This window comes from Mycoplasma ovis str. Michigan, assembly GCF_000508245.1.
GTDB lineage: Bacteria > Bacillota_I > Bacilli_A > Mycoplasmatales > Mycoplasmoidaceae > Eperythrozoon_A > Eperythrozoon_A ovis.
In genome coordinates, this window is the sequence record NC_023062.1 from 463,863 (window position 1) to 482,668 (window position 18,806).

Below are 18,806 nucleotides of genomic sequence, written 5' to 3' on the forward strand. Positions count from 1 at the left end.
TGCAAATTTATGGCGGGAATATTTTCTTATTTTTTAGGGTTTGTGTTAATTGGAGCTCCTGCAGGCTTGGCAATATATCATTATGTCGTTAGGGAGGGATCTGCAGGCCAACAAACATGTAATTGTCAAGTAGAAGTAAAAGGAGAGGAATGTAAAAGTAGGTGTAAAAAAAAATAATAAATAATTAACAATTTATTTGTTAATAATTAATAGATTATTTTTTTCTCTTATTTGTTCAACAATTTAAATAAAAATAGCTAGTTTTTAAGAGATTTATAGTATTTCTCAGAACTTAACAAGTCTTAAAAAATATAAAAATTAGTAACTATAGTGGGACTGAAGACATTATTAAGTCCCTCTGAAGCTATTCTTTCGAGATTAAATTCCATAGTACTACAGATAGAAGAATTTACTGATGAATTGAGAGGACTAGAAGATGATCAACTAAAGCTTAAAACTAGATATTTTCTCAGAAGACTAGAGCTGGGAGAATCACTCTCAGATCTAGTTCCTGAAGCTTTAGCTGTAGTTAGAGAAGCTGCATTTAGAACTCATAAATTATTTGCCTTTAGAACGCAATTGTTGGGGGCACTAATAATTTATGAGGGTAATTTTGCAGAAATGAAAACTGGAGAGGGAAAGACTCTGGTTATTTTATTAGCAGCTTATTTATTCGCCCTTACCAGAAAAGGGCTTCACATAGTAACTGTTAATGAGTACCTAGTTAAGAGAGATGCAGAATTCTGCAGAAAAACTCTTAACTTTTTAGGACTTACTGTAGGCTTTAACAGTACTAGCTTAAGTAAATATCTGAAAAGAGAGATGTTTAAGTGTGACGTCACCTACACGACTAATTCTGAATTAGTCTTTGATTATTTGAGAGATAACATGGCTAAGAATCCTAATGAAATAGTTCTTCCAGAGCTTAACTTTGCCATCATAGATGAGGGTGATTCCGTTTTGATAGATGAGGCTGGAACACCACTAATCATTTCTAAACCAGTTAGGAGTGACCATCAAGAGTATGTTGAAATAGATCTAGCTGTTAAAAAGCTAGATCAATTAGATTACAAGATTGACTGAGAAAGTAAAACAATCATATTAAATAGCAGGGGAATAAGAAAGCTGGAATATTACCTGCAATTAGAAAAGCTCTATTCCCTAGAAAACTCAATCATTATCAATAAGATACATAACTCTCTGTGTGCCAATTTTGTCTTACAAAATGGGAGAGAATATATTGTTCATGATTCAAGAATTAAATTAATTGACCAATGAACTGGGAGAATATTGGCTGATAGAAGCTATAGCTATGGGCTACAGCAAGCTTTACAAGCCAAAGAATATTTGGATATTGAGCATGAAAGTAAAGTTTCAGCAAAAATAACTTATCAAACATTCTTTCGGAAATATAAGAAAATTGCTGCATTATCTGGTACTGGCTTCTCTGAAGCTAAAGAATTCTCAGAGACCTATAACATGGTTGTAGTTCAACTACCAACATATAGAAAAAAGAGGAGAGTTGATTTGCCAGATATGATTTTCAGGGATAAGGAGGCTAAGACTAAGGCAATTATCTCTGAAATCAAACACCATTACTTAAAAGGTCAGCCTTTGCTTGTAGGTACAAGCTCAGTAGATGAATCTGAATATATTTACTCTTTATTACTTAAAGAAAAGATTCCTTGCGAAATATTGAATGCAAGGAATCACTATAAAGAGGCAGAGATTATTGCGAGAGCCGGACAGAAATATGCAGTTACTATTGCTACCAATATTGCTGGTAGAGGAGTAGATATAAAAATTTCTCCTGAAGTTGCTGAATTGGGCGGGCTTTATGTTATTGCATGTGAAAAAAATGAATCTAAAAGAGTAGATGATCAACTAAGAGGTAGATCAGGTAGACAAGGAGACCCTGGTAAAACTGTCTTCTTTATTTCTTTAGAGGACACTATATTCAAAAGATTTGGTGCAGACAAGTTTGAAAAACTTTCCAAAAAAATAAAAGAAGAACATTTTGAAAGTCCTTTTTTATCTAGAACTATTAATTCTCTGCAAAAGAGAATTCAATATGCCTCTTTTGACAATAGAAAAAACTTAATAGAGTACAGCGAAGTACTCTCAATCCAGCAAGACATTATTTACAACCAAAGAAAATTCATCTTATTTTGTTCTGAAAATGAAAAAGTTTTTCTAAATATGATTGACAGACAAATCAATAGTTGAATGAATGACTTTCTAAGTCAGTTAAAAGAAAGTAACAATAGACCTGCAGATTTAGCTTATATTCTCAACGTTTATTTCTTTGAGATAGAAAATTTATTTTTAGAGTCCGACTTTAAAAATAAAAAACCTAAAGAGCAAGAAGAATTCTTAAGAAGTATTTTCTTTTATTTTTGAGAACTAAAAAAAACAAAGTTAGTAAATATAGACCTGAATAGCTTATTAAAGGAAATAATTATTGAACAAATTGATTTGTTTTGAGAAAGACACTTAGAAGACTCAGAAAAAATAAGAACTACTATAAATCTGCAATCAATGGAACAAAAATCTCCTCTCAATATATTTATTGAGAAGATGGAAAATATTTTCATTGACTTTCAGAAAAACTGTAGATGTGGAATCATAAGGGAGGTTTTTCTATTAAATTCTCAAAGTTGCAAACAAGAACTTAAAGAGAAAATAGAAAATCTTAGAAAAATTAGAGAAAAAATATAGACAAAATGTGGACTTTTTTAAGACTCAAAATGTCTATTTTTAGACATATTATGTCTACATATGAACAACATAACTCTTACTGAAGAATCTCTAGTTAGAGATTCCATTAAAAAATTTCAACTTAATCGAGATAGGGTAGCATTCAACTTACTATTAGAGAAGTACTACAAGAAATCTTGTAGCTATGCTATTAGATTTCTAAGTAGAAATGCTTATTCAAGCATGATGCATCTATGTGTTGAAGAAATAAAAAGTTATGTATTTTGAGCTTTCTGAAGGGCAGTTCAAAATTATAACTTGGAAGAATCAAGTTTTCCAACTTTTAAAAACTACTTGTATCAACTCATAAGATTTGATACTTTAAAAGAATTAAAGAAGAACTTTAAGGGACAATGTATATCAAAAGTAGATCTGCAGTGATATGCAGACACTAGTAGAAAGAAAGTCAAAAATTCTTTTGACTTTTGTATTGATTTAGATCTGCAAGACGGATCGCAAGAAATCAGTAAATTCTTAGAGTCTAAGAATAGTCTCTATCCTTCTATCTGACAGATGAAAGTGGAAGACATTAAGAACGAAGAAATTTGCGAAAAGCTAAATATTACTATGACGGAACTAAGGAGTCGCTGACATTATATCAAGAGACTAGTTCTTGAGAAATTTGCTTATATGGGTGTTGCTCTTTAATCTTTCTCTTTAGCAGAAGTAATTTATTTACTAAGAAATAAATAACTAAGAAAGAGGAACTCAACAAAAAAGGCTTGTATTTTTGAAATCATCTTCAAAGAAAAATTACTTCTTCTAATGGTTTGCCTGATGGTTCGGGCGGAGGTTGAGGTTGAGGATTTACCAATTCATTCATCTTTTTGATAGTGAATTGAATTGAACCTTCTGATCCTGGAGTTGGAACAAAATTATTGGAAGTTGTAGAAATATTGATAATGTGAAAGCTATTTAAAAAATTTTGAAGACTTAACTCACCGCCTTTTGTTGAAATGGCGAGTAATGCATACAAAGAATAATTCAGAATATTTTGCACTGTAAATAAGAACAAGACTTTAATAGTTGTGTTATTAAAGAAAGCTCTCTTAAATTCTTTAGTAAAGCTTTTATTATCTAGGTGTTTGTGCTTCAATTCAGACTTAGAAAGAGCTGTAGAGCTCTTTATCTTAAATATTCGATTGAACCTCAATCTAATTAATCCAAAAGAGTAGTGAACTCATTTGCAGTAACTGATAGTGAATACAAATATTGTTGACACAATATCAACTATTAATCCTGCAATAACTATTCAAGAATATTTGGAGTTGTCGTTTGGGGCTACTAAATTGTGCTTTACTTGTAAAGTAATGAAAGAAGGTCAAGTAATTATTGCCTGAGCGATTAACCAACTTACAGTTAAACTGGATACTATCGCTGAAGCTCTTCGAAGGGGAATACCCCTTTTCTTTAGTCAAAATATTACATAAGGCTCTGAGCCTATAGAAAAAGGAGTAACAGATCTAATAAAGAAAGTAATAGAAAGGAGTTTGAGTCATTCTATCTTTGGAATTTTTCTCTTTAATCAACTTGCTTTAGAAATATGCAGGGAAAAAGCTCACTTGTATAAGACAAGGTCATTAATTAGAAAAAAAACAACTCCAAAAGCTATTACTGAAGTAAAAAAAGTGTTATCTTTTGTATCAAATGCTGTATTGAACTTGGTTCATTCTATGGGTTGAAAAAAATAGAGATTAAGAAATACAGCTATTAAGAATAGAACTACTCAAACATTTAGGAAATATTTCTTATTAAATTGATAGAGTCTTGAAATAGCCCTAGAAGGTCTATTTCCGTTTCCTCCCTCTTCTTTTAAATAATTGGTTTGTGGTTGATTAAATCTATAATTTCCCTCTCTGTAACTTGTTGGGAGAAGTTGCGTTCCTAAAAGATTTTGAATAAACAACTATAAAAAATTAGTTGTTTAAGTATTAAAAGCCCTAGTTAATTAAAATGGTAAGTTCTTTTAGAAAATAAAATAGAGTTAGATTTCCCAATAAATGATATGCCTAAAGTTAAGAAAATTAAACATAAGACTAAAAAGTCACTTTCCAAAAGAGTAATAGTTTTAGGATCGGGGCTTATTAAGCGAAAGAGATCTCACAGATCTCATTGCGCTTCAGCCAAAACTACTAAAAGAAAAAGACAACTAAGGAAAAGTGCATTGTTTAATGATGCGCAATACAAGATAACAGCACATTTGTTGCAAGGAAGAAGATAGTTCTAAAATGCGGGCAATAAATGGAGTTAGTACTAGAAAAAGAAGAAAAAAAGTATTAAAGAGAGCCTCAGGATACTGGGGTCATAGACATATAGGTTATAAGGTAGCTAGACAAGCAGTTTTTAAGGCAGATCAATACGCTTACAGAGACAGAAAGAATAGAAAAAGAGACTTTAGAAGATTGTGGATTACTAGATTAAATGGTGCTTTTAGGGAGTTGGGTTTGACTTACTCTAAGGCAATTAACTTAATACAAAAAGCTGGTTTTGTATTGAATAGAAAGGTTTTGTCTGAAATGGCAATAAATAATCCTGAGGAATTTAAAAAAATAGTGGAAATAAGTTCTAAAGGTACAACTATTTAGTTAATTAAGTATGAATAGGAACGTTAAGTTAGGTCTGGCTGGATTCGGATTTTTGGGAGCAAATGGTGCTTTAGTGCCTGTTGTGAATGGTAATTTCAGCCTGCCCAATCTTTCTTTTTCAGAGCTTGGGGGGGGCATTTCCTACCAATCAGATTCATCTAATAGAGGTTATGAATCTTCAAAACTTAATTTGGGTGGAGAAAAATCCACAGAAACTTCGATTAATTTAGATTCTTCAAAATCTGATTTACCCGCTCCAAAGTTAAATCTAGAAGAACAAGGAGATAGTTCATTAAATCTAAATTCAGACCTTTCCGCGAGTTCTTCTATTTCTTCATCTATCGGTAGGATTCATACAGAAATCGGGAGAGAAGAGAGGGTTGAGGGAATAAATCAACAACTTGAAAGTCAATACACAACTATTTTGGGAAAGAGATTAGAAAGTACACAAGATAAACAAGAAGTACATATCCAAAATTTTCAAGATGCAAAAAGGCAAATTCAAGGACAAACTGGATCTAGAAAAGGGAAAAGAGAAGCTCAACCGGTATCTTTAACTCAAGCTCACAGAGAGGCTATTAGCAGAATGTTCCAACTTCAAAGTGACCTAAAAGACAAATCAAAAGAATTGTCTAAACAATTGGAAGATGAATTTTTTAATGGTTTAAGGGAAGCTTTGCAAATCACTTCTCCCGAAGCACAAAGTCAAACAAGCCCTGTAACAGCTGAGGAAATTAAGAAGTCATTGCAAAGAATTAATTGAACAGGTCAATATATCGAAACACAAAAGAGTCGAGCTCGAAGAAGTACGGAATTTTATAACGCAAAAAGTTGAGGAAAATGAACAGAGAATCCTTTTAGGCATTTTTATTCGCAAGAGAAAGACTTTGAAGAGGCTATTAAATCCTTACAAAAAAATGCTATGAATGTATATAACACTAAACAATCACAAGCGAGAATGCAACAGGCAGGTAGAAATAGATGATATCACGTTCCACAAATGTGGAAGGTAATAGAAAAACAATATAAAGCAATTAATAAAAAAATAAGTGAATTAGAAGATGCTCAGGATTCACATATTGTTAATCAAGTGGCACAATTTCTTTTACAGTATATGGGACAAACTTAGAAAGACTTATTAATCTTTAAGTATTAGGGGGATTATTCTAAAAAGACTTAGATGAATAGAAGATCAAAACTAGCTTTAGCTGGTGTTGGTTTCTTGTTATCTAATGGTGCTTTGATTCCGGTTGTAAATAACAATTTTGGATTTACTAACTTCTCACTTTCAGATTTTGGGGGGGGCATATTACATAAAAAAGATAGTCCAGCTCAAAAAAATTATGAAACTCCAAAAGTTGAATTAAGTAATAATAAGTCAACAACACCAAGTCTTAATTTAGACTCTTCAAAGTCAAACTTACAAACTCCTAAATTAAATCTAGAAAACCAAGAAGAAAACTCCCTAAAATTAGTCTCTAAACTCTCTCCGGAAAAAGGTGATGCTACTATCTCTTCATCAATTGAACGCATTAAAAGTGAAGTAGATAGAGAGGGTAGAGTTCAAGAAGTAGAAAAGCAACTTGAAAGTCAATATTTATCTCAACTAAAACAACAGTTAGAAGACACTAAAGAAAAACAAGATCAGCATTTGAAGAGATTTCAAGAAGTTAAAGAGATAATTAATAGTTCTTCAAAACCAACAGAAGCAGTGGCGCCAAGAGCGAGGGGGAGAAGAGCGGCTCAGCCACAAAAAGAACCATTAACGCAACTGCAAAGAGATGCGATTTATAGAATGTTTTATCTTTATGAAAAGTTGAAAACAGATTCACAAAAGTTCTCTAAACAATTAGAAAAAGAATTTTTCAATGGACTGGAAGAGTTATTGAAACCACAAGCTCCGGCTAAAATTAAATCTTTAACTCCTTCGTCTAAAGAGATTCAAGAATCCTTGAAAGATATTAGTTGAGTTGGCGAAGCCATTAAAACACAGAAAGGTAGAGATAGTAAGAGTACTAGTTTTTTTGATCCAAGGAGTTGAGGGGAGTGGAGTAACAATCCTTTTAGACATTTTTTCACAGAAAGTGAATTCAATAGTGCAATTTCTCAACAACAACAATTAGCTCAAAAAGCTGAGTATGCCGAGCAAATGCAATTGAGAATGCAGGCGGGCTATAGAGGGCAATTTCTAGATCAATTTCAGGCTAACATGAGAAGAATACAACAACAAAAGGCCTCTACAGCCTCACATATAGAACATAAAATTGCTTCCAAATTGTTGGAATATATGGGTCAAGGCTTAAAGAGAACTTAAAATTCAAATCGATAGATTCACAAGTTAATAATTATTTCATTGAAAATTCATTGGTAGATACGTTTATTTAGTTCATTCATTGAGTTTTTAAAACTGTTTTATTGCCGAATTGGTTTATTTTGTAAACAAGTCTAGGCAAATTATTTTTAAATCTAATTGGTGATGGTAACTAAGGAAGAGGAAGTAAAAGTTACTGAAATAGAAGCAGAAAAGCTCTCTACAAAAAAAACCAAAACTACATCTAAAAAAACAACAAAAACTACTGCAACTAAAAGCACTGTAGCGAAAAAAGCTCCTAAAAATACAAACACAATATCAAATACTGCAGAACAAAAACTTTTCAGCAATAATCAAGCAAAGCTTGAAAGCATTAAAGAACAATTATTGGCTCTTCAAGCTTTAAAAAAAGCTGAAAAGAATAACTTTGAAAAAGTCTTTGTTTTAGAGGCTGGGAATAAAAAATCTAAATCAAAAAGCAACAAGGGATTATTTACTGCTATTTGAGCCATTATTTACAACCAAGCAACAAAACCAAAAAAGGGGAAAAACAAGATATCTGAAGAAGAACTATTACTGGTTTTGGAAGATCATGAAGTAATTCCTGATGAAGTATGAGAAACCTTGGCTCTTAGATTAACTAAGAACTGGATAGAAATAACTGAATTAACTCCTGAGGAATTAGAAGATCATATGGATATACAAGATGAAAATATTTCTAGTTTTAAGTTCTACCATTCCACAACAACCAAAGATAAGATAAGTGACTCCTCTAAGTCTTTCCTATCTACTCTTTGTTTTTCAAAAATGCTTACTGCAGATGAAGAAAAACAAATAGCTCAATTAATGGATATTCCGGAAAAAAGGGGATTTGCAGAAAAACAATTAATGACTTCCAACTTAAGATTGGTTATTTCTGTTGCAAAGAAATATCTAAATTGTGGATTTAGTTTGGGAGACTTAATCCAAGAAGGAGTTTTTGGATTAAGAAAAGCTATTACCAAATTTGACTACAAATTTGGTAATAAATTCTCTACTTATGCAACTTGATGAATAAGACAGGCTATTACCAGATCCATAGCAGATCAATCAAAGATTATTAGAATTCCTGTTCATATGATGGAAGTTATTAATAAGTTAGTTAAAGCGGAAAAAGACCTTATACATAAACATGGAGATGTTCCTACGTTGGAAGAATTGTCTACAGAAATGCAGAAATATGGTACGCAATACACTCCTAGAAAAATTAGCGAAATTAAAAAGATTAACGTTGATCTAGTTTCACTAGATAAACCTATTTCTAGCAATGAAAACTCCAACTTTTCAGATTTTGTTAGTGATGAAGAAGAATCTAGTCCTGAGTGGATAGCTTCAAAAAATCTTGCCGGTGAAAAGTTAGATGGTTTTATTCAAAATGCACTAAATAGTGATGAATATCTAATTATTTCTATGCTTTATGGTTTGAATAATCAGCAATCTAATACACATGAACAATTGGCACAATTATTCATGAAAAACCCTGAATATCACACATCCATTAAAAGCAAAAACTTTAAGGAGATAGTAAACCCTGAGGGACAAAAAAGTTCTGCCATTAAAAAAGTTAAAACTTCTTCTAGTACTAGAGGCGCTACTAGCTCTGTCACCAAAAAAGTGATAGAGTGAATAAAGAATACAGAAAGCTCCGCACTTAAAAAACTAAAAAATAAAGCTAGAAGTGAAGATTTGGATAATTCTTTATTATCTTTCTACTCTAACTCTGATTATTAGACATAATCTTTAGATTCTTTAGTTTTCAAAATTCAATCCATTAAAGGATTGGAGATAAAAAACTTGACAATTAGATAGGGATGGTTTATCACACCATTGAGCAGCATATTTTTGAATCAAGAAAAGAAAAATCTTCTCAAAGCACTTATTTTTTCGGATTAGGGGGAATAGAAGAGATAGGAAAAAACTGTTATTGTGTAGAACATCAAGATGAAATCTTGATACTTGACTTTGGAATCAAGTTCGGAAATAAGCAAACTCAACCAGGTGTTACTGGTTTGATTGCTAACTTAGAGTACTTAATTCAAGAGAAATCAAAAATAGTTGGTTTATTTATAACTCACGGACATGAGGATCATATTGGTGGAATAGTTCATCTATTAAACAAAATAGATATTCCGACAATATATGCTCCTTCACTGGCGACAGAACTTATAAAAAAAAGATAGAAGAGCATAAGCCAATTTATGAGCCTAAAATAGTAACCTACAATGCTTCTTCTTTATTCTTTACAAAATATTTTGGAATAGATTTCTTCGAAGTTAACCACTCTATTCCAGATTCCTTTGGTTTTTCTATTTCTACCCCTAACGGATACATAGTTTTTAGTGGAGACTTTAGATTTGACTTAAAAAACAAGATCAACAGCAAGGCATTCCAAAGACTAATTAATATAGGTTCTAGAGAAGTAGATTTACTACTGTGCGAATCCACTGCGGCCGCACAACCTGGATTCAATGAAAGTGAATTAACTATTATTCAAGAGCTGAAAAATATTATTTCTTCTGCAAGGGGAAGAATCATTATCACTTTCTTCGCTTCAAACTTAGGAAGAATAGAAGAAATAGTTAAATTAGCTAACTCTAAGGGAAAAAAGATAGCCATTTTTGGTAGATCTATAGAAAGTAGCCTTAAATGCTCTCAGGCTGCAGGCTTGCTAAATAACTTTGACCTTAAAAGTAATTTGGTTTCTGCACAAGAATTGGATTCAGTTCCGGATGATCAATTAATAATCATTTGCACTGGATCTCAAGGGGAAGAATCTTCCGCCTTAAGTATTATCTCCAAAGGAACTCACCCACATATACAGCTGAAACCAACAGATGATATTATCTTTTCCTCCAATGCAATTCCAGGAAATAAACAAGCTATTAACGAACTCGTTAATAGACTCTACAAAACTGGTTGTAATATTCACTTGAACTCTAATGAATGTAGAATTCATGCTTCAGGTCATGCAACCAAACTAGAACAACAATTATTCATTTCACTAATTTCTCCTAAATACTTAGCTCCTATTCACGGAGAAAAAAAGATGTTGCATGATCTAAAGAGAAATGTTGAAGAGTTAAAAATTGTCCAAAAGGACAATATTTTTATACTACAAAATGGTTCTAGATTGGAACTATTAAATAGAGAAGTTAGAAGGGTTACTGAAAAAGACCTAAAGTTTTCTCAACACTTTTATGTCATAGAAAACAAGCTAACTGATAAAGGAAGAGAGATCTTAGAGGAGAGAACTAAGTTGGCTTCACAAGGATTGTTAATTGTTTCCATTTCTTTATGTCTAAAGACTAAAACAATTCACTCTGTTTCTCCTATAGCCACTATAGGTTCTTTTTCATTCTCTACTTCTGTAGATTTATTCAAAGAATTGAATAAATTAATTAGGCAAAAAGTTGAATATCTTCTGAAAAACTTGACTTTTGAATTAACTAAAGAAAATATTTCTAAATCTATTAACTCTTTAGTAGAAGATTTCTTTGGTAATAATAGAAAAAATCAAAAGATACCTAAGTCAATTGTTCTAATAGAAGATATAGAATCTTCTAAGTTATGAGAAGATGCTATTGCTGCTGATTATGACTATAAATCTAACGAATCAACAACTAAAAATTAGAGAATAAAGATCGTAAGTAGTCCCTTAGGGGACTATTACTTCTTAGAAGGTGTTCCTGATTCTGTTGAACTACCTTCATCAGATGTGGTTGTGCTTCCGGTACCAGAACTTGATGTCTATTGTGACTTTTCTTCCTTCTTTTCAGGTTCCTCTCCCATTGTTGGTTGTCTCTTAATGTCTACTGTTTGTCCATTTTTACTACCAGATGATCTACTAGTTGTTGCAGAAGAGCGATTAGTGTAATCTTGTTTTGCGAGATAAGTCGCCCCTCCTATAGTACCTACAAGGCCAACAACTGAAAACAACTTAAAAAAGATATTCATTATTTCTTAGTAGCTGGGGAGTCACCTTGATATCCTATCAAAATTAATAAATGATTTGGCAATCCTTCTTTTACCTTACAGTAACCCTTCTTTTTTGCAGCTTCAATTTCCAGTAATCCCCCACTTTCTTTTCTTAAATTGGGTTTAAATTCTTTTTTTGCTTTGTTTTCTTTTGTGACACATCTAGGGCTTAGATAAGAATAAGTTAAGGCTCCTGAAACAACTTGAAAGGTCGCTTGCGCTTCTTCTTTACCTGTTTCTGCCGCTTCTCTTCTTTTTCTCCTGGCTTTAGATTGCGTTGATTTATATAGAGTAATCATGTCTCCAACTTTATAGTTTCAAAAATCACTGTAATTATTGAAAAGATAGTGTTTATTGTCTCCATTTTGGGCCCCTTCTGCCTTTTTGCCTTGGTCGGACTTAAAACCTTCTAAAGGCTCTTTATCTAAAGAAGATAAGTCAAATTTCTTACTTAATTCAGAAACTCCTCCAGTCCCCCCTCCTGAAGAAGACCCGCCATTACTGCCAAGAGATCAAGCCTCTTCTACAAATAATTTATCTGGGTTGCCATTGCTTGATTTAAAGTAGTATGAAACATCTTCTCCTTCTGAAGGTGAGCTACTTGAGCTGGAAGATGAACTTGAATCAACTGTTGTTGCAATGACATTCTCTACTTTTTTTAATATCAACTGTGAAGATGGTAATGCGGAAGGGAAGTTAAATTTAACATCTTCTCATGGATCTCCATTCAATTCCGCTTGAATCTTTAAAGTTGCAATTTTTTTATGATAGACTCTTTCAGAATGTCTTTTTCCATCTCCAGGTTCTGATAGTTCTATAGTGAAAGAACTATTCGCATTAGGTATTTTGGTCTTATCTAACTTAAGAAGATAATACCCATTTTTCTTAAACTCATCATTGCTTTTTAATTCTTTGCCAACTAGTGAACTGGTTTTGCCCTGTAAACCTGTTAAATTGATAACTACGTTTGTTTCTGCATTTGAAGTCGACGTATCAACCTTTTTAGCCCCAGCTCCCCCCTTGACATCAAAAATGTTATACATTGTGCAGTAAGGATCATATTCCAAAATCACATTTTCCTTTCCTCCTGAGTAATCAAAATATCTGCATCAAAATTTTCTTTCTCCAGCTCCAAAGATTTGTTGCGTTGATGTTTGACTTACCTGAGAGATTTCACTAACTTGTTGAATAATATTTCCTGTAGTTTCACGCCTCACCCTATTGGTTGTATGTCCATCCTCCTCAGACTGATCGGCTAAATCATCATCCAAATCTTCCAGCAAAGGTCTTATTCTTTTCTTTTTTATTAATTCCAAAGCCTGTTGCTTTTGCTTTAGTATCGCATCAACTGCCTTTTCGACATCTTTAGGAACAACTGGAATCCCCTTATCAAATAAACCTTCAGTAACCTTTACTAAAAAGAAAGTACCTGAAAAATCCATAAGTGAACTGTAGTAATCAGTTATTTGATGAGCCCCTACTCCAATCCCTGCGGGAATTCCCAAAAAAGAAAAAGCTAATCTGAGTCCTTTTGGAAAGGACACTAATTAGCTAAAAAGCTAAAGAAGTATGTTACTACTTTCTAAGTATTTATTTACTAATTCAACTACCTCTTTTTCTGTAGATAACTCTAAAGCTTGATCCACTAACTTTTTAGCTTCTGAGTAACTGATATTATTAAGAACTCTCTTAATAATTGGAATTGAAGGAGAGGACATTGAGAGCTTATCAACTCCCATTCCAACAAGTAATACTGCTGATTGTGCAGAACTTGCCATTTCTCCACAAACACTAACTTCTATTTTTGCCTCATTAGCATTTTTAATAACTGTATTGATTAGTCTCAAAACTCCAGGTGAATTTGGTTGATAAAGATTATTAATATGTTCAGACATTCTGTCTACCGCATTAGTATATTGGATTAAATCATTGGAGCCGATGGAGAAGAAATCAGCTACTTTTGCTAATTGCTTGGAGATTAATGCAGCACTAGGAACTTCAATCATTAAACCTACAGGAACTTTATCAGCCACTTTGTGTCCCTCTTTTTCCAATTGATGCTTGACTTCCATTACCATTCTTTTAGCTTCAATGAATTCTTCAAAAGTAGTGATCATTGGAAACATAATCTTGACATTTCCCTCTCGACTTACTCTTAAAATAGCCCTTAGTTGAGATATAAATTGCTCTCTTTCATTAAGACTCATTCTTATAGCTCTATAACCTAAGAATGGATTCATTTCCTCTGGAAATTTGTAGTAATCTAAATGTTTGTCTCCACCTATATCCAGAGTTCTAATGGTCATGCTTTCATTATCATGAAGATCTACTAATGTTCTCTTATAGGCATCATATTGAACTTCTTCAGAAGGTCAATCTTTACTCTTCATATACAGGAATTCTGTTCTAAATAGTCCTACACCTTCTCCCCCAAATTCCCTAACTTTAGCCATATCAGCAGGTTGTCCTATATTTCCTAAGATAGGTATTCTCTTTCCATCTAATGTCTTACATTTTTTAGTTTTGTAACTTTCCCAAATTAACTTAGTTTCTTCAAACTTTTGTTCTCTCATTCGAAAATCCCTTAATAACTTTTCATCAGATTCCAAATCTAGATGAACAGATCCTGAAATAGCATCTACGGCGATTATTTCTCCTTGTTTTATCAATGTAGTTGCATCTTTTGCAGAAACAATGGCTGGAAAACCCATAGTCTTTGCCATAATAGCTGAATGACTAGTAACTCCCCCTAATTCAGTTACAAATGCTTTTATGTATTTCTTGTTTAATAGTGAAGTTTCACTGGGAGTCAAATCTTTAGCAACAACTATGCATTCACTATCAATAGCACTCAATTCATTGCTTTCAGCATTAAGTGCTATTGTTAAAAGTCTCTCCTTTAAGTCTTGAAGGTCAGACGCTCTTTCTTGAAAATAACTATCTGGCATTTCTTTAAAAGAATTGGAATACTTGTCATATACAGAAACAATTGCTCAAGCTAATGAGCAATTCTCATTAAACAATTTTTCCTTAATGGCAGATTTAATTTCTACATCTTTAAGTATTTCCTTATGAGCTCTAAATATATCTGCTTTTTCTTCTGATATATTTCGAGCCGCTAATTTAATTAATTCATCTATTTGCTTAATGGCTTTTTCTTCTACACTTTGATAGAAGTAATATTCATTATCAGGAGTAGAATTGGATGTTTTTTCATACTTAAGCTCAGCCTTACTGAAAATATATGCCTTACCTACTACTACTCCTTCTCCAACACCTAAAGCCTTAATTTGCTTAGGCATTATTTATATGACTATCTAAGAATTTAAAAATTCCAAAATTAACACAAACCTCTAGATTATAAGTAGGTTACAATTTTGAGGATTTGAAACATCTGAACTTCTCCAATTAAAAAAACACTTATATTAATTTAAAACAATTAATCTAAGATATATCTAATTCTTCCTTAGATATTTGTTCAGATAATTCTTTATCTGAATTTTCAGAAACTTCTTCGCTTTGTGAAGAATTATCTAGTTCACTATTTGCTACTTCTCCTTTCTCTCGAGAATCTTCTTTCACCTCACTGGAGGTTTCTCTTTGAACTGCCTCATTTTCTTTGGATTCAGCTTCCTCTCCTTTAGAATCCTTCTCTTCTGCCTCCAAAGCTTTTAATTTTTCTTCTAAGGCTTTTCTTTTTTCAAGTCTTTTTTGCTTCAACTTACTTAAAAAAGATTCTTTTGGCTCCTCTACTTTCTCCTCTTCCTTTTCTTCCTCTTCAACCTTGGTAATTCTGGCAATAAAAGTTTTCATCTTCATATCAACTATTAATTTGGCCTCAGGCATTTCAACTTTTTCCTTAAATTCAGACTTAATAACTCCTAGAAGATAAGAAGATAACTTATCTTCTCTTTCAACCATTTTTATCAAATCTTCCTTCTTGGAGTCAATTGTTTTTTCACATAGTTGAATAATCTCATCTCTTCCTATAGTTGGAAGAGAGAGATAAAAATCCACTATTTGGTCTACATCAACTACAGATGCAGTTAACTTTTTACAACACTCCCTTATCTTTCAGTTATTAAATTTGAATTCTTTTATTCCAGATTCCTTAAATAGTCTTTCTGACAATTTAGACAAAAAATCCAATAAATTCTTAAAAGTTTTTTCATTGCCTCCGGAAGAATGAAAAATCTTGAGTACAAAAAAAGAATTAGCCCAATCTTTAAGTATCTTCTGAACTCTGTAGCAATCTCAAAAGACTTCATAGCTGGAAACGATTTCTTGCCTCTCTCTATCAGCCAACTTACTTTCTTGTATTCCCCTAAGAATTTCATTAGGATTTCTTTTTTCAACTTTCAATATCAATTTCTCTCTTTCTTCTAAAGACAACTTAATAGTTGGAATACAACTCTCAGGAATAAATAAATATTCTGATTCAGTCATTTTGTCTCTTGAGAGAACTAGTCTAGCTTCTCTTTCCACTCAACTAAAAGTTTCATTATCAAAGATATTTGTGCCTTCTTGAGACATTTTCTCCAGAAAATGTTTTTTAATAGACTTTGTGGCCTGCTCAATGGCCTTATAAGAAGCTAAATTTTTTATTTCAGCCCTCCCAGTCTTAGATTCTCCATTCTCATCTACTAAAGACACATTTAAGTCCACTCTTAGTTGTCCACTCTCCAATTCAGCTTTGGAGAGTTTTAAGAGAAAGCAAATAAACCTAATTATCTTTACACACTCAATAGCTTCTTCTGCATCTCTTATTTCTGGCTCAGTAACTATTTCTATAAGTGGTACTCCTAATCTTTGGAGAGAGAGTTGATAATTACCCCCTGAACCAACTGAATGAGCTGCTGTATCCTCCTCTAAAGAAATAGATCTAATATTTATCTTTCTCTTTAATCTTGGTAGAAATATATGTCCCCTTTTGCCAATAGGGTTTGCCCTTTGAGTTAACTGGTAACCTCTTGGAAGATCAAAGTAAAAATAAGATTTTCTCTCAAAGGTTATTTCCTTTGAGATTTCAGAATCCAAAATATGAGCAATCTTATATGTTGATCTAATCGCTTCAGCATTTATTTGAGGTAAAGTTCCCAAAAGACCTAAAGAGGTATAAGAAACATCTTCCAATCTAGTCATAGAGAAAGCTTTATGTTCAGTGTTTAAAGCTAAGTGAATTTCTAATCCAATCTTTAGTTTGAAATCTATTTGCTCTTCGCCTTCTATTCTTTCCAATATAGACAGTTAACTCTATCTAAAGTAAATTATTTAACTCTAAATATTTAACTGTAGACAAGAGATAGTGATCTTCTCATCTCTTGCAAGTTAAATGAAGTCCAATATATACCTTGGATTTTTTAGAGTGAACTTTAACTTCATATTCCAGTCAAGGAATAGAAATTGCTGGTGCTCCGCTAAAGTTAGACAATAACAAAATAGAACTACAAGAATCTACTTGATAACTATTAGAAAGGCTAGATAATAGCGGGGCAATTGTTGAAGTTGTTGGTGAAACTAATATCTTTCCATTAGAAAAAATATCCTGCATCTTTTGAACGTATAAATTCATTAATTTTCTAGCTTGTAGGTATATGTTTTGGTAATTTGTTTGATACAGGAAAAAATAACCAACTAAATGTCTTAGTTGGACTTCTTTTCCCATTTGTGATCTAATTGTTCTAGCTTTTTCTCTATAGTCTTGATCGACTTGAAAATTGTTAAGTGAATTCTTGTTGGATATTGAACTTCCTGTTCAAGGGGTTACTAAACCATTTAAAGAAAAATAGTGAGTTATTGCCTCACTGTAGGCAATAATCTTGTATGTTATGTCAACCAAATCCAAGGGTATCTCATCAAAGTTAGTAGAAAAAAAATTAAATGTTGGTTCTTCCTTCAACCTATTAATTAAATTGTTGTAATTCTTTTTAATCTCTAACTCTTGCTGAGTTAGAGTTCTGCCTTCGGGATATTTCAGTAACTCTTCGATTATTACAAAACTAAACTTTTCAGGTTTATCTTGAGACTTGTAGGATTTAATGAGAATCTCGGGGAATTTATGGAAATCTTTTTTTTGACTTTTTAGTGTAGTTAGATCTAAAGGATCTGGTCCTGCAATGGCACTTAAAACTCCAGCTATTATCTCAACAGAGTGTGAAACAATAGAGGGGGTATCTAATAAAGTGCAAAGTGGCAATATTCCCTCTCTAGAGACTAAACCGAAAGAAGGTTTAAAACCATATAGTGAGATATAAGATGCAGGGGTTCTGATAGAACCTCCTGTATCAGTCCCTATAGAAAAATCAACTAATCCCTTACTAACTAGATAAGAACCTCCTGAGCTAGAACCTCCACATACTCTATCTTCATCAAAGGGATTAGTTAATATCCCTTTATTGCAGAATACCCCATAGCTTCCCATTCCGAATTCATCTAATGATGATGAACATATATGTTTTGCTCCTGCATCGACTAATTTTTGATAAATAGTTGCAGAAAAAGGTGGATAATGATTCAATAAAGAATCAGATCCCCCAGAAGATAATTTATTGGATATGTAAATTGAATTCTTTAGGGAAAAAACAAGATTATTAATCGGTTTTTTTACAGAGGGGAAAATCAGAGACTTTAATCTTTTTCACTTAAGAAGTTTTAAGTCCTCAGCAACTTTTAACTTTCATCGTTCCCCATATTCTATAAAAGCTTCATGGGGAATAGAAGATAATAGCTTTTGGCTATTATCTTTAAAAACTACGAGAGAATGAGAAACTAGTTGCTTATTGATAGCTATTGGGAATTCTTACTCTTCTATTTAAAAGTTAAATATGTAAGACTTAATTTATTGTATGAGGTGTTGAAAAACTCTTGTTTTCTTCCTGAGAAACTTGTTTTTTATAAAAATTATCTATCTCTTCTAAAGTTAAAGAGTCATGAGACTTAAAAGGTTCCGCATTATCAAGAGGCAATTGGCTAATTCTAATTAGGTCTTTTTTCATAGAGTTAATTAACTTAAAAGCCTCTTCAACTATTTCCTCTGATGGAGAAATAAGTAAAGATTTAGTTGCTTGTTCTAAAATATCCCTGATCGACTTATCGTCAAGAAAAAGGGGAGAAGAGCTCCCCTTCTCTTCTGGCACTTA

General features: G+C 32.4%; 18 protein-coding genes. 10 read left to right on the plus strand and 8 right to left on the minus strand.

The window, feature by feature from the left end:
• Window positions 1–9: 9 nt before the first annotated feature.
• The 3 genes from MR07_RS02585 to MR07_RS02595 all read left to right on the plus strand — a co-directional run bounded on the left by MR07_RS02585 (window position 10) and on the right by MR07_RS02595 (window position 3,405).
• A complete protein-coding gene (locus MR07_RS02585) occupies window positions 10–177 on the plus strand; it encodes a hypothetical protein (RefSeq protein WP_158432927.1) in 168 nt (55 codons plus the stop codon).
• 153 nt (window positions 178–330) lie between these two features.
• On the plus strand, window positions 331–2,718 hold the full coding sequence (locus MR07_RS02590; RefSeq protein WP_024071342.1) for a preprotein translocase subunit SecA: 2,388 nt from the start codon (window positions 331–333) through the stop codon (window positions 2,716–2,718).
• A 60-nt stretch (window positions 2,719–2,778) separates the two neighbouring features.
• Window positions 2,779–3,405 carry a sigma-70 RNA polymerase sigma factor region 4 domain-containing protein gene (locus tag MR07_RS02595; RefSeq protein WP_024071343.1) on the plus strand — a complete coding sequence of 209 codons (627 nt, stop codon included), beginning with the start codon at window positions 2,779–2,781 and terminating at the stop codon, window positions 3,403–3,405.
• Here the strand turns inward: MR07_RS02595 and MR07_RS02600 are convergent.
• Window positions 3,323–4,663 (minus strand): lysylphosphatidylglycerol synthase domain-containing protein, encoded by a 1,341-nt coding sequence (locus tag MR07_RS02600; protein ID WP_024071344.1) that lies wholly within the window; start codon window positions 4,661–4,663, stop codon window positions 3,323–3,325. The genes MR07_RS02595 and MR07_RS02600 overlap by 83 nt on opposite strands.
• A gap of 99 nt (window positions 4,664–4,762) precedes the next feature.
• Here MR07_RS02600 and rpmI point away from each other — a divergent pair, with 99 nt between their 5' ends.
• The 6 genes from rpmI to MR07_RS04620 all read left to right on the plus strand — a co-directional run bounded on the left by rpmI (window position 4,763) and on the right by MR07_RS04620 (window position 9,872).
• Window positions 4,763–4,978 (plus strand): 50S ribosomal protein L35, encoded by a 216-nt coding sequence (gene rpmI / locus MR07_RS02605; RefSeq protein WP_024071345.1) that lies wholly within the window; start codon window positions 4,763–4,765, stop codon window positions 4,976–4,978.
• A 7-nt stretch (window positions 4,979–4,985) separates the two neighbouring features.
• A complete protein-coding gene (gene rplT / locus MR07_RS02610) occupies window positions 4,986–5,342 on the plus strand; it encodes a 50S ribosomal protein L20 (protein WP_024071346.1) in 357 nt (118 codons plus the stop codon).
• 10 nt (window positions 5,343–5,352) lie between these two features.
• Window positions 5,353–6,471 carry a hypothetical protein gene (locus MR07_RS02615; protein WP_024071347.1) on the plus strand — a complete coding sequence of 373 codons (1,119 nt, stop codon included), beginning with the start codon at window positions 5,353–5,355 and terminating at the stop codon, window positions 6,469–6,471.
• A 51-nt stretch (window positions 6,472–6,522) separates the two neighbouring features.
• Window positions 6,523–7,656: a hypothetical protein gene (locus tag MR07_RS02620; RefSeq protein WP_024071348.1), complete on the plus strand. Its 1,134-nt coding sequence runs from the start codon at window positions 6,523–6,525 to the stop codon at window positions 7,654–7,656.
• Between the two features lie 162 nt (window positions 7,657–7,818).
• Window positions 7,819–9,423, plus strand: coding sequence for a sigma-70 family RNA polymerase sigma factor (locus MR07_RS02625; protein WP_024071349.1), 1,605 nt, complete (start codon window positions 7,819–7,821; stop codon window positions 9,421–9,423).
• Window positions 9,424–9,503: 80 nt separating this feature from the next.
• On the plus strand, window positions 9,504–9,872 hold the full coding sequence (locus MR07_RS04620; RefSeq protein ID WP_235062716.1) for an MBL fold metallo-hydrolase: 369 nt from the start codon (window positions 9,504–9,506) through the stop codon (window positions 9,870–9,872).
• Window positions 9,873–9,909: 37 nt separating this feature from the next.
• Here MR07_RS04620 and MR07_RS04625 read toward each other — a convergent pair whose 3' ends face one another.
• Complete coding sequence (locus MR07_RS04625; protein WP_235062717.1) at window positions 9,910–10,308, minus strand: hypothetical protein; 399 nt, start codon at window positions 10,306–10,308, stop codon at window positions 9,910–9,912.
• Here MR07_RS04625 and MR07_RS04630 point away from each other — a divergent pair.
• Window positions 10,277–11,323 carry an MBL fold metallo-hydrolase RNA specificity domain-containing protein gene (locus MR07_RS04630; RefSeq protein WP_407635619.1) on the plus strand — a complete coding sequence of 349 codons (1,047 nt, stop codon included), beginning with the start codon at window positions 10,277–10,279 and terminating at the stop codon, window positions 11,321–11,323. The genes MR07_RS04625 and MR07_RS04630 overlap by 32 nt on opposite strands.
• A gap of 116 nt (window positions 11,324–11,439) precedes the next feature.
• Here the strand turns inward: MR07_RS04630 and MR07_RS02635 are convergent, their stop codons facing one another.
• The 6 genes from MR07_RS02635 to MR07_RS02660 form a co-directional block, all read right to left on the minus strand.
• On the minus strand, window positions 11,440–11,646 hold the full coding sequence (locus tag MR07_RS02635) for a hypothetical protein (protein ID WP_024071350.1): 207 nt from the start codon (window positions 11,644–11,646) through the stop codon (window positions 11,440–11,442).
• The gene (locus MR07_RS02640; RefSeq protein WP_024071351.1) at window positions 11,646–13,211 is read right to left on the minus strand and encodes a hypothetical protein; all 1,566 of its coding nucleotides are present in this window, start codon (window positions 13,209–13,211) and stop codon (window positions 11,646–11,648) included. Before MR07_RS02640 ends, MR07_RS02635 begins: the two co-directional genes overlap by 1 nt.
• Before the next feature lie 15 nt (window positions 13,212–13,226).
• Window positions 13,227–14,969, minus strand: coding sequence for a phosphoenolpyruvate--protein phosphotransferase (gene ptsP / locus MR07_RS02645; RefSeq protein WP_024071352.1), 1,743 nt, complete (start codon window positions 14,967–14,969; stop codon window positions 13,227–13,229).
• A gap of 142 nt (window positions 14,970–15,111) precedes the next feature.
• Window positions 15,112–16,905, minus strand: a complete 1,794-nt coding sequence (locus MR07_RS04190; protein ID WP_075047542.1) for a glutamyl-tRNA amidotransferase — start codon at window positions 16,903–16,905, stop codon at window positions 15,112–15,114.
• A 19-nt stretch (window positions 16,906–16,924) separates the two neighbouring features.
• Complete coding sequence (locus MR07_RS02655; protein ID WP_407635620.1) at window positions 16,925–18,457, minus strand: amidase family protein; 1,533 nt, start codon at window positions 18,455–18,457, stop codon at window positions 16,925–16,927.
• A 43-nt stretch (window positions 18,458–18,500) separates the two neighbouring features.
• The gene (locus MR07_RS02660) at window positions 18,501–18,803 is read right to left on the minus strand and encodes a hypothetical protein (protein WP_024071355.1); all 303 of its coding nucleotides are present in this window, start codon (window positions 18,801–18,803) and stop codon (window positions 18,501–18,503) included.
• Window positions 18,804–18,806 lie beyond the last annotated feature (3 nt).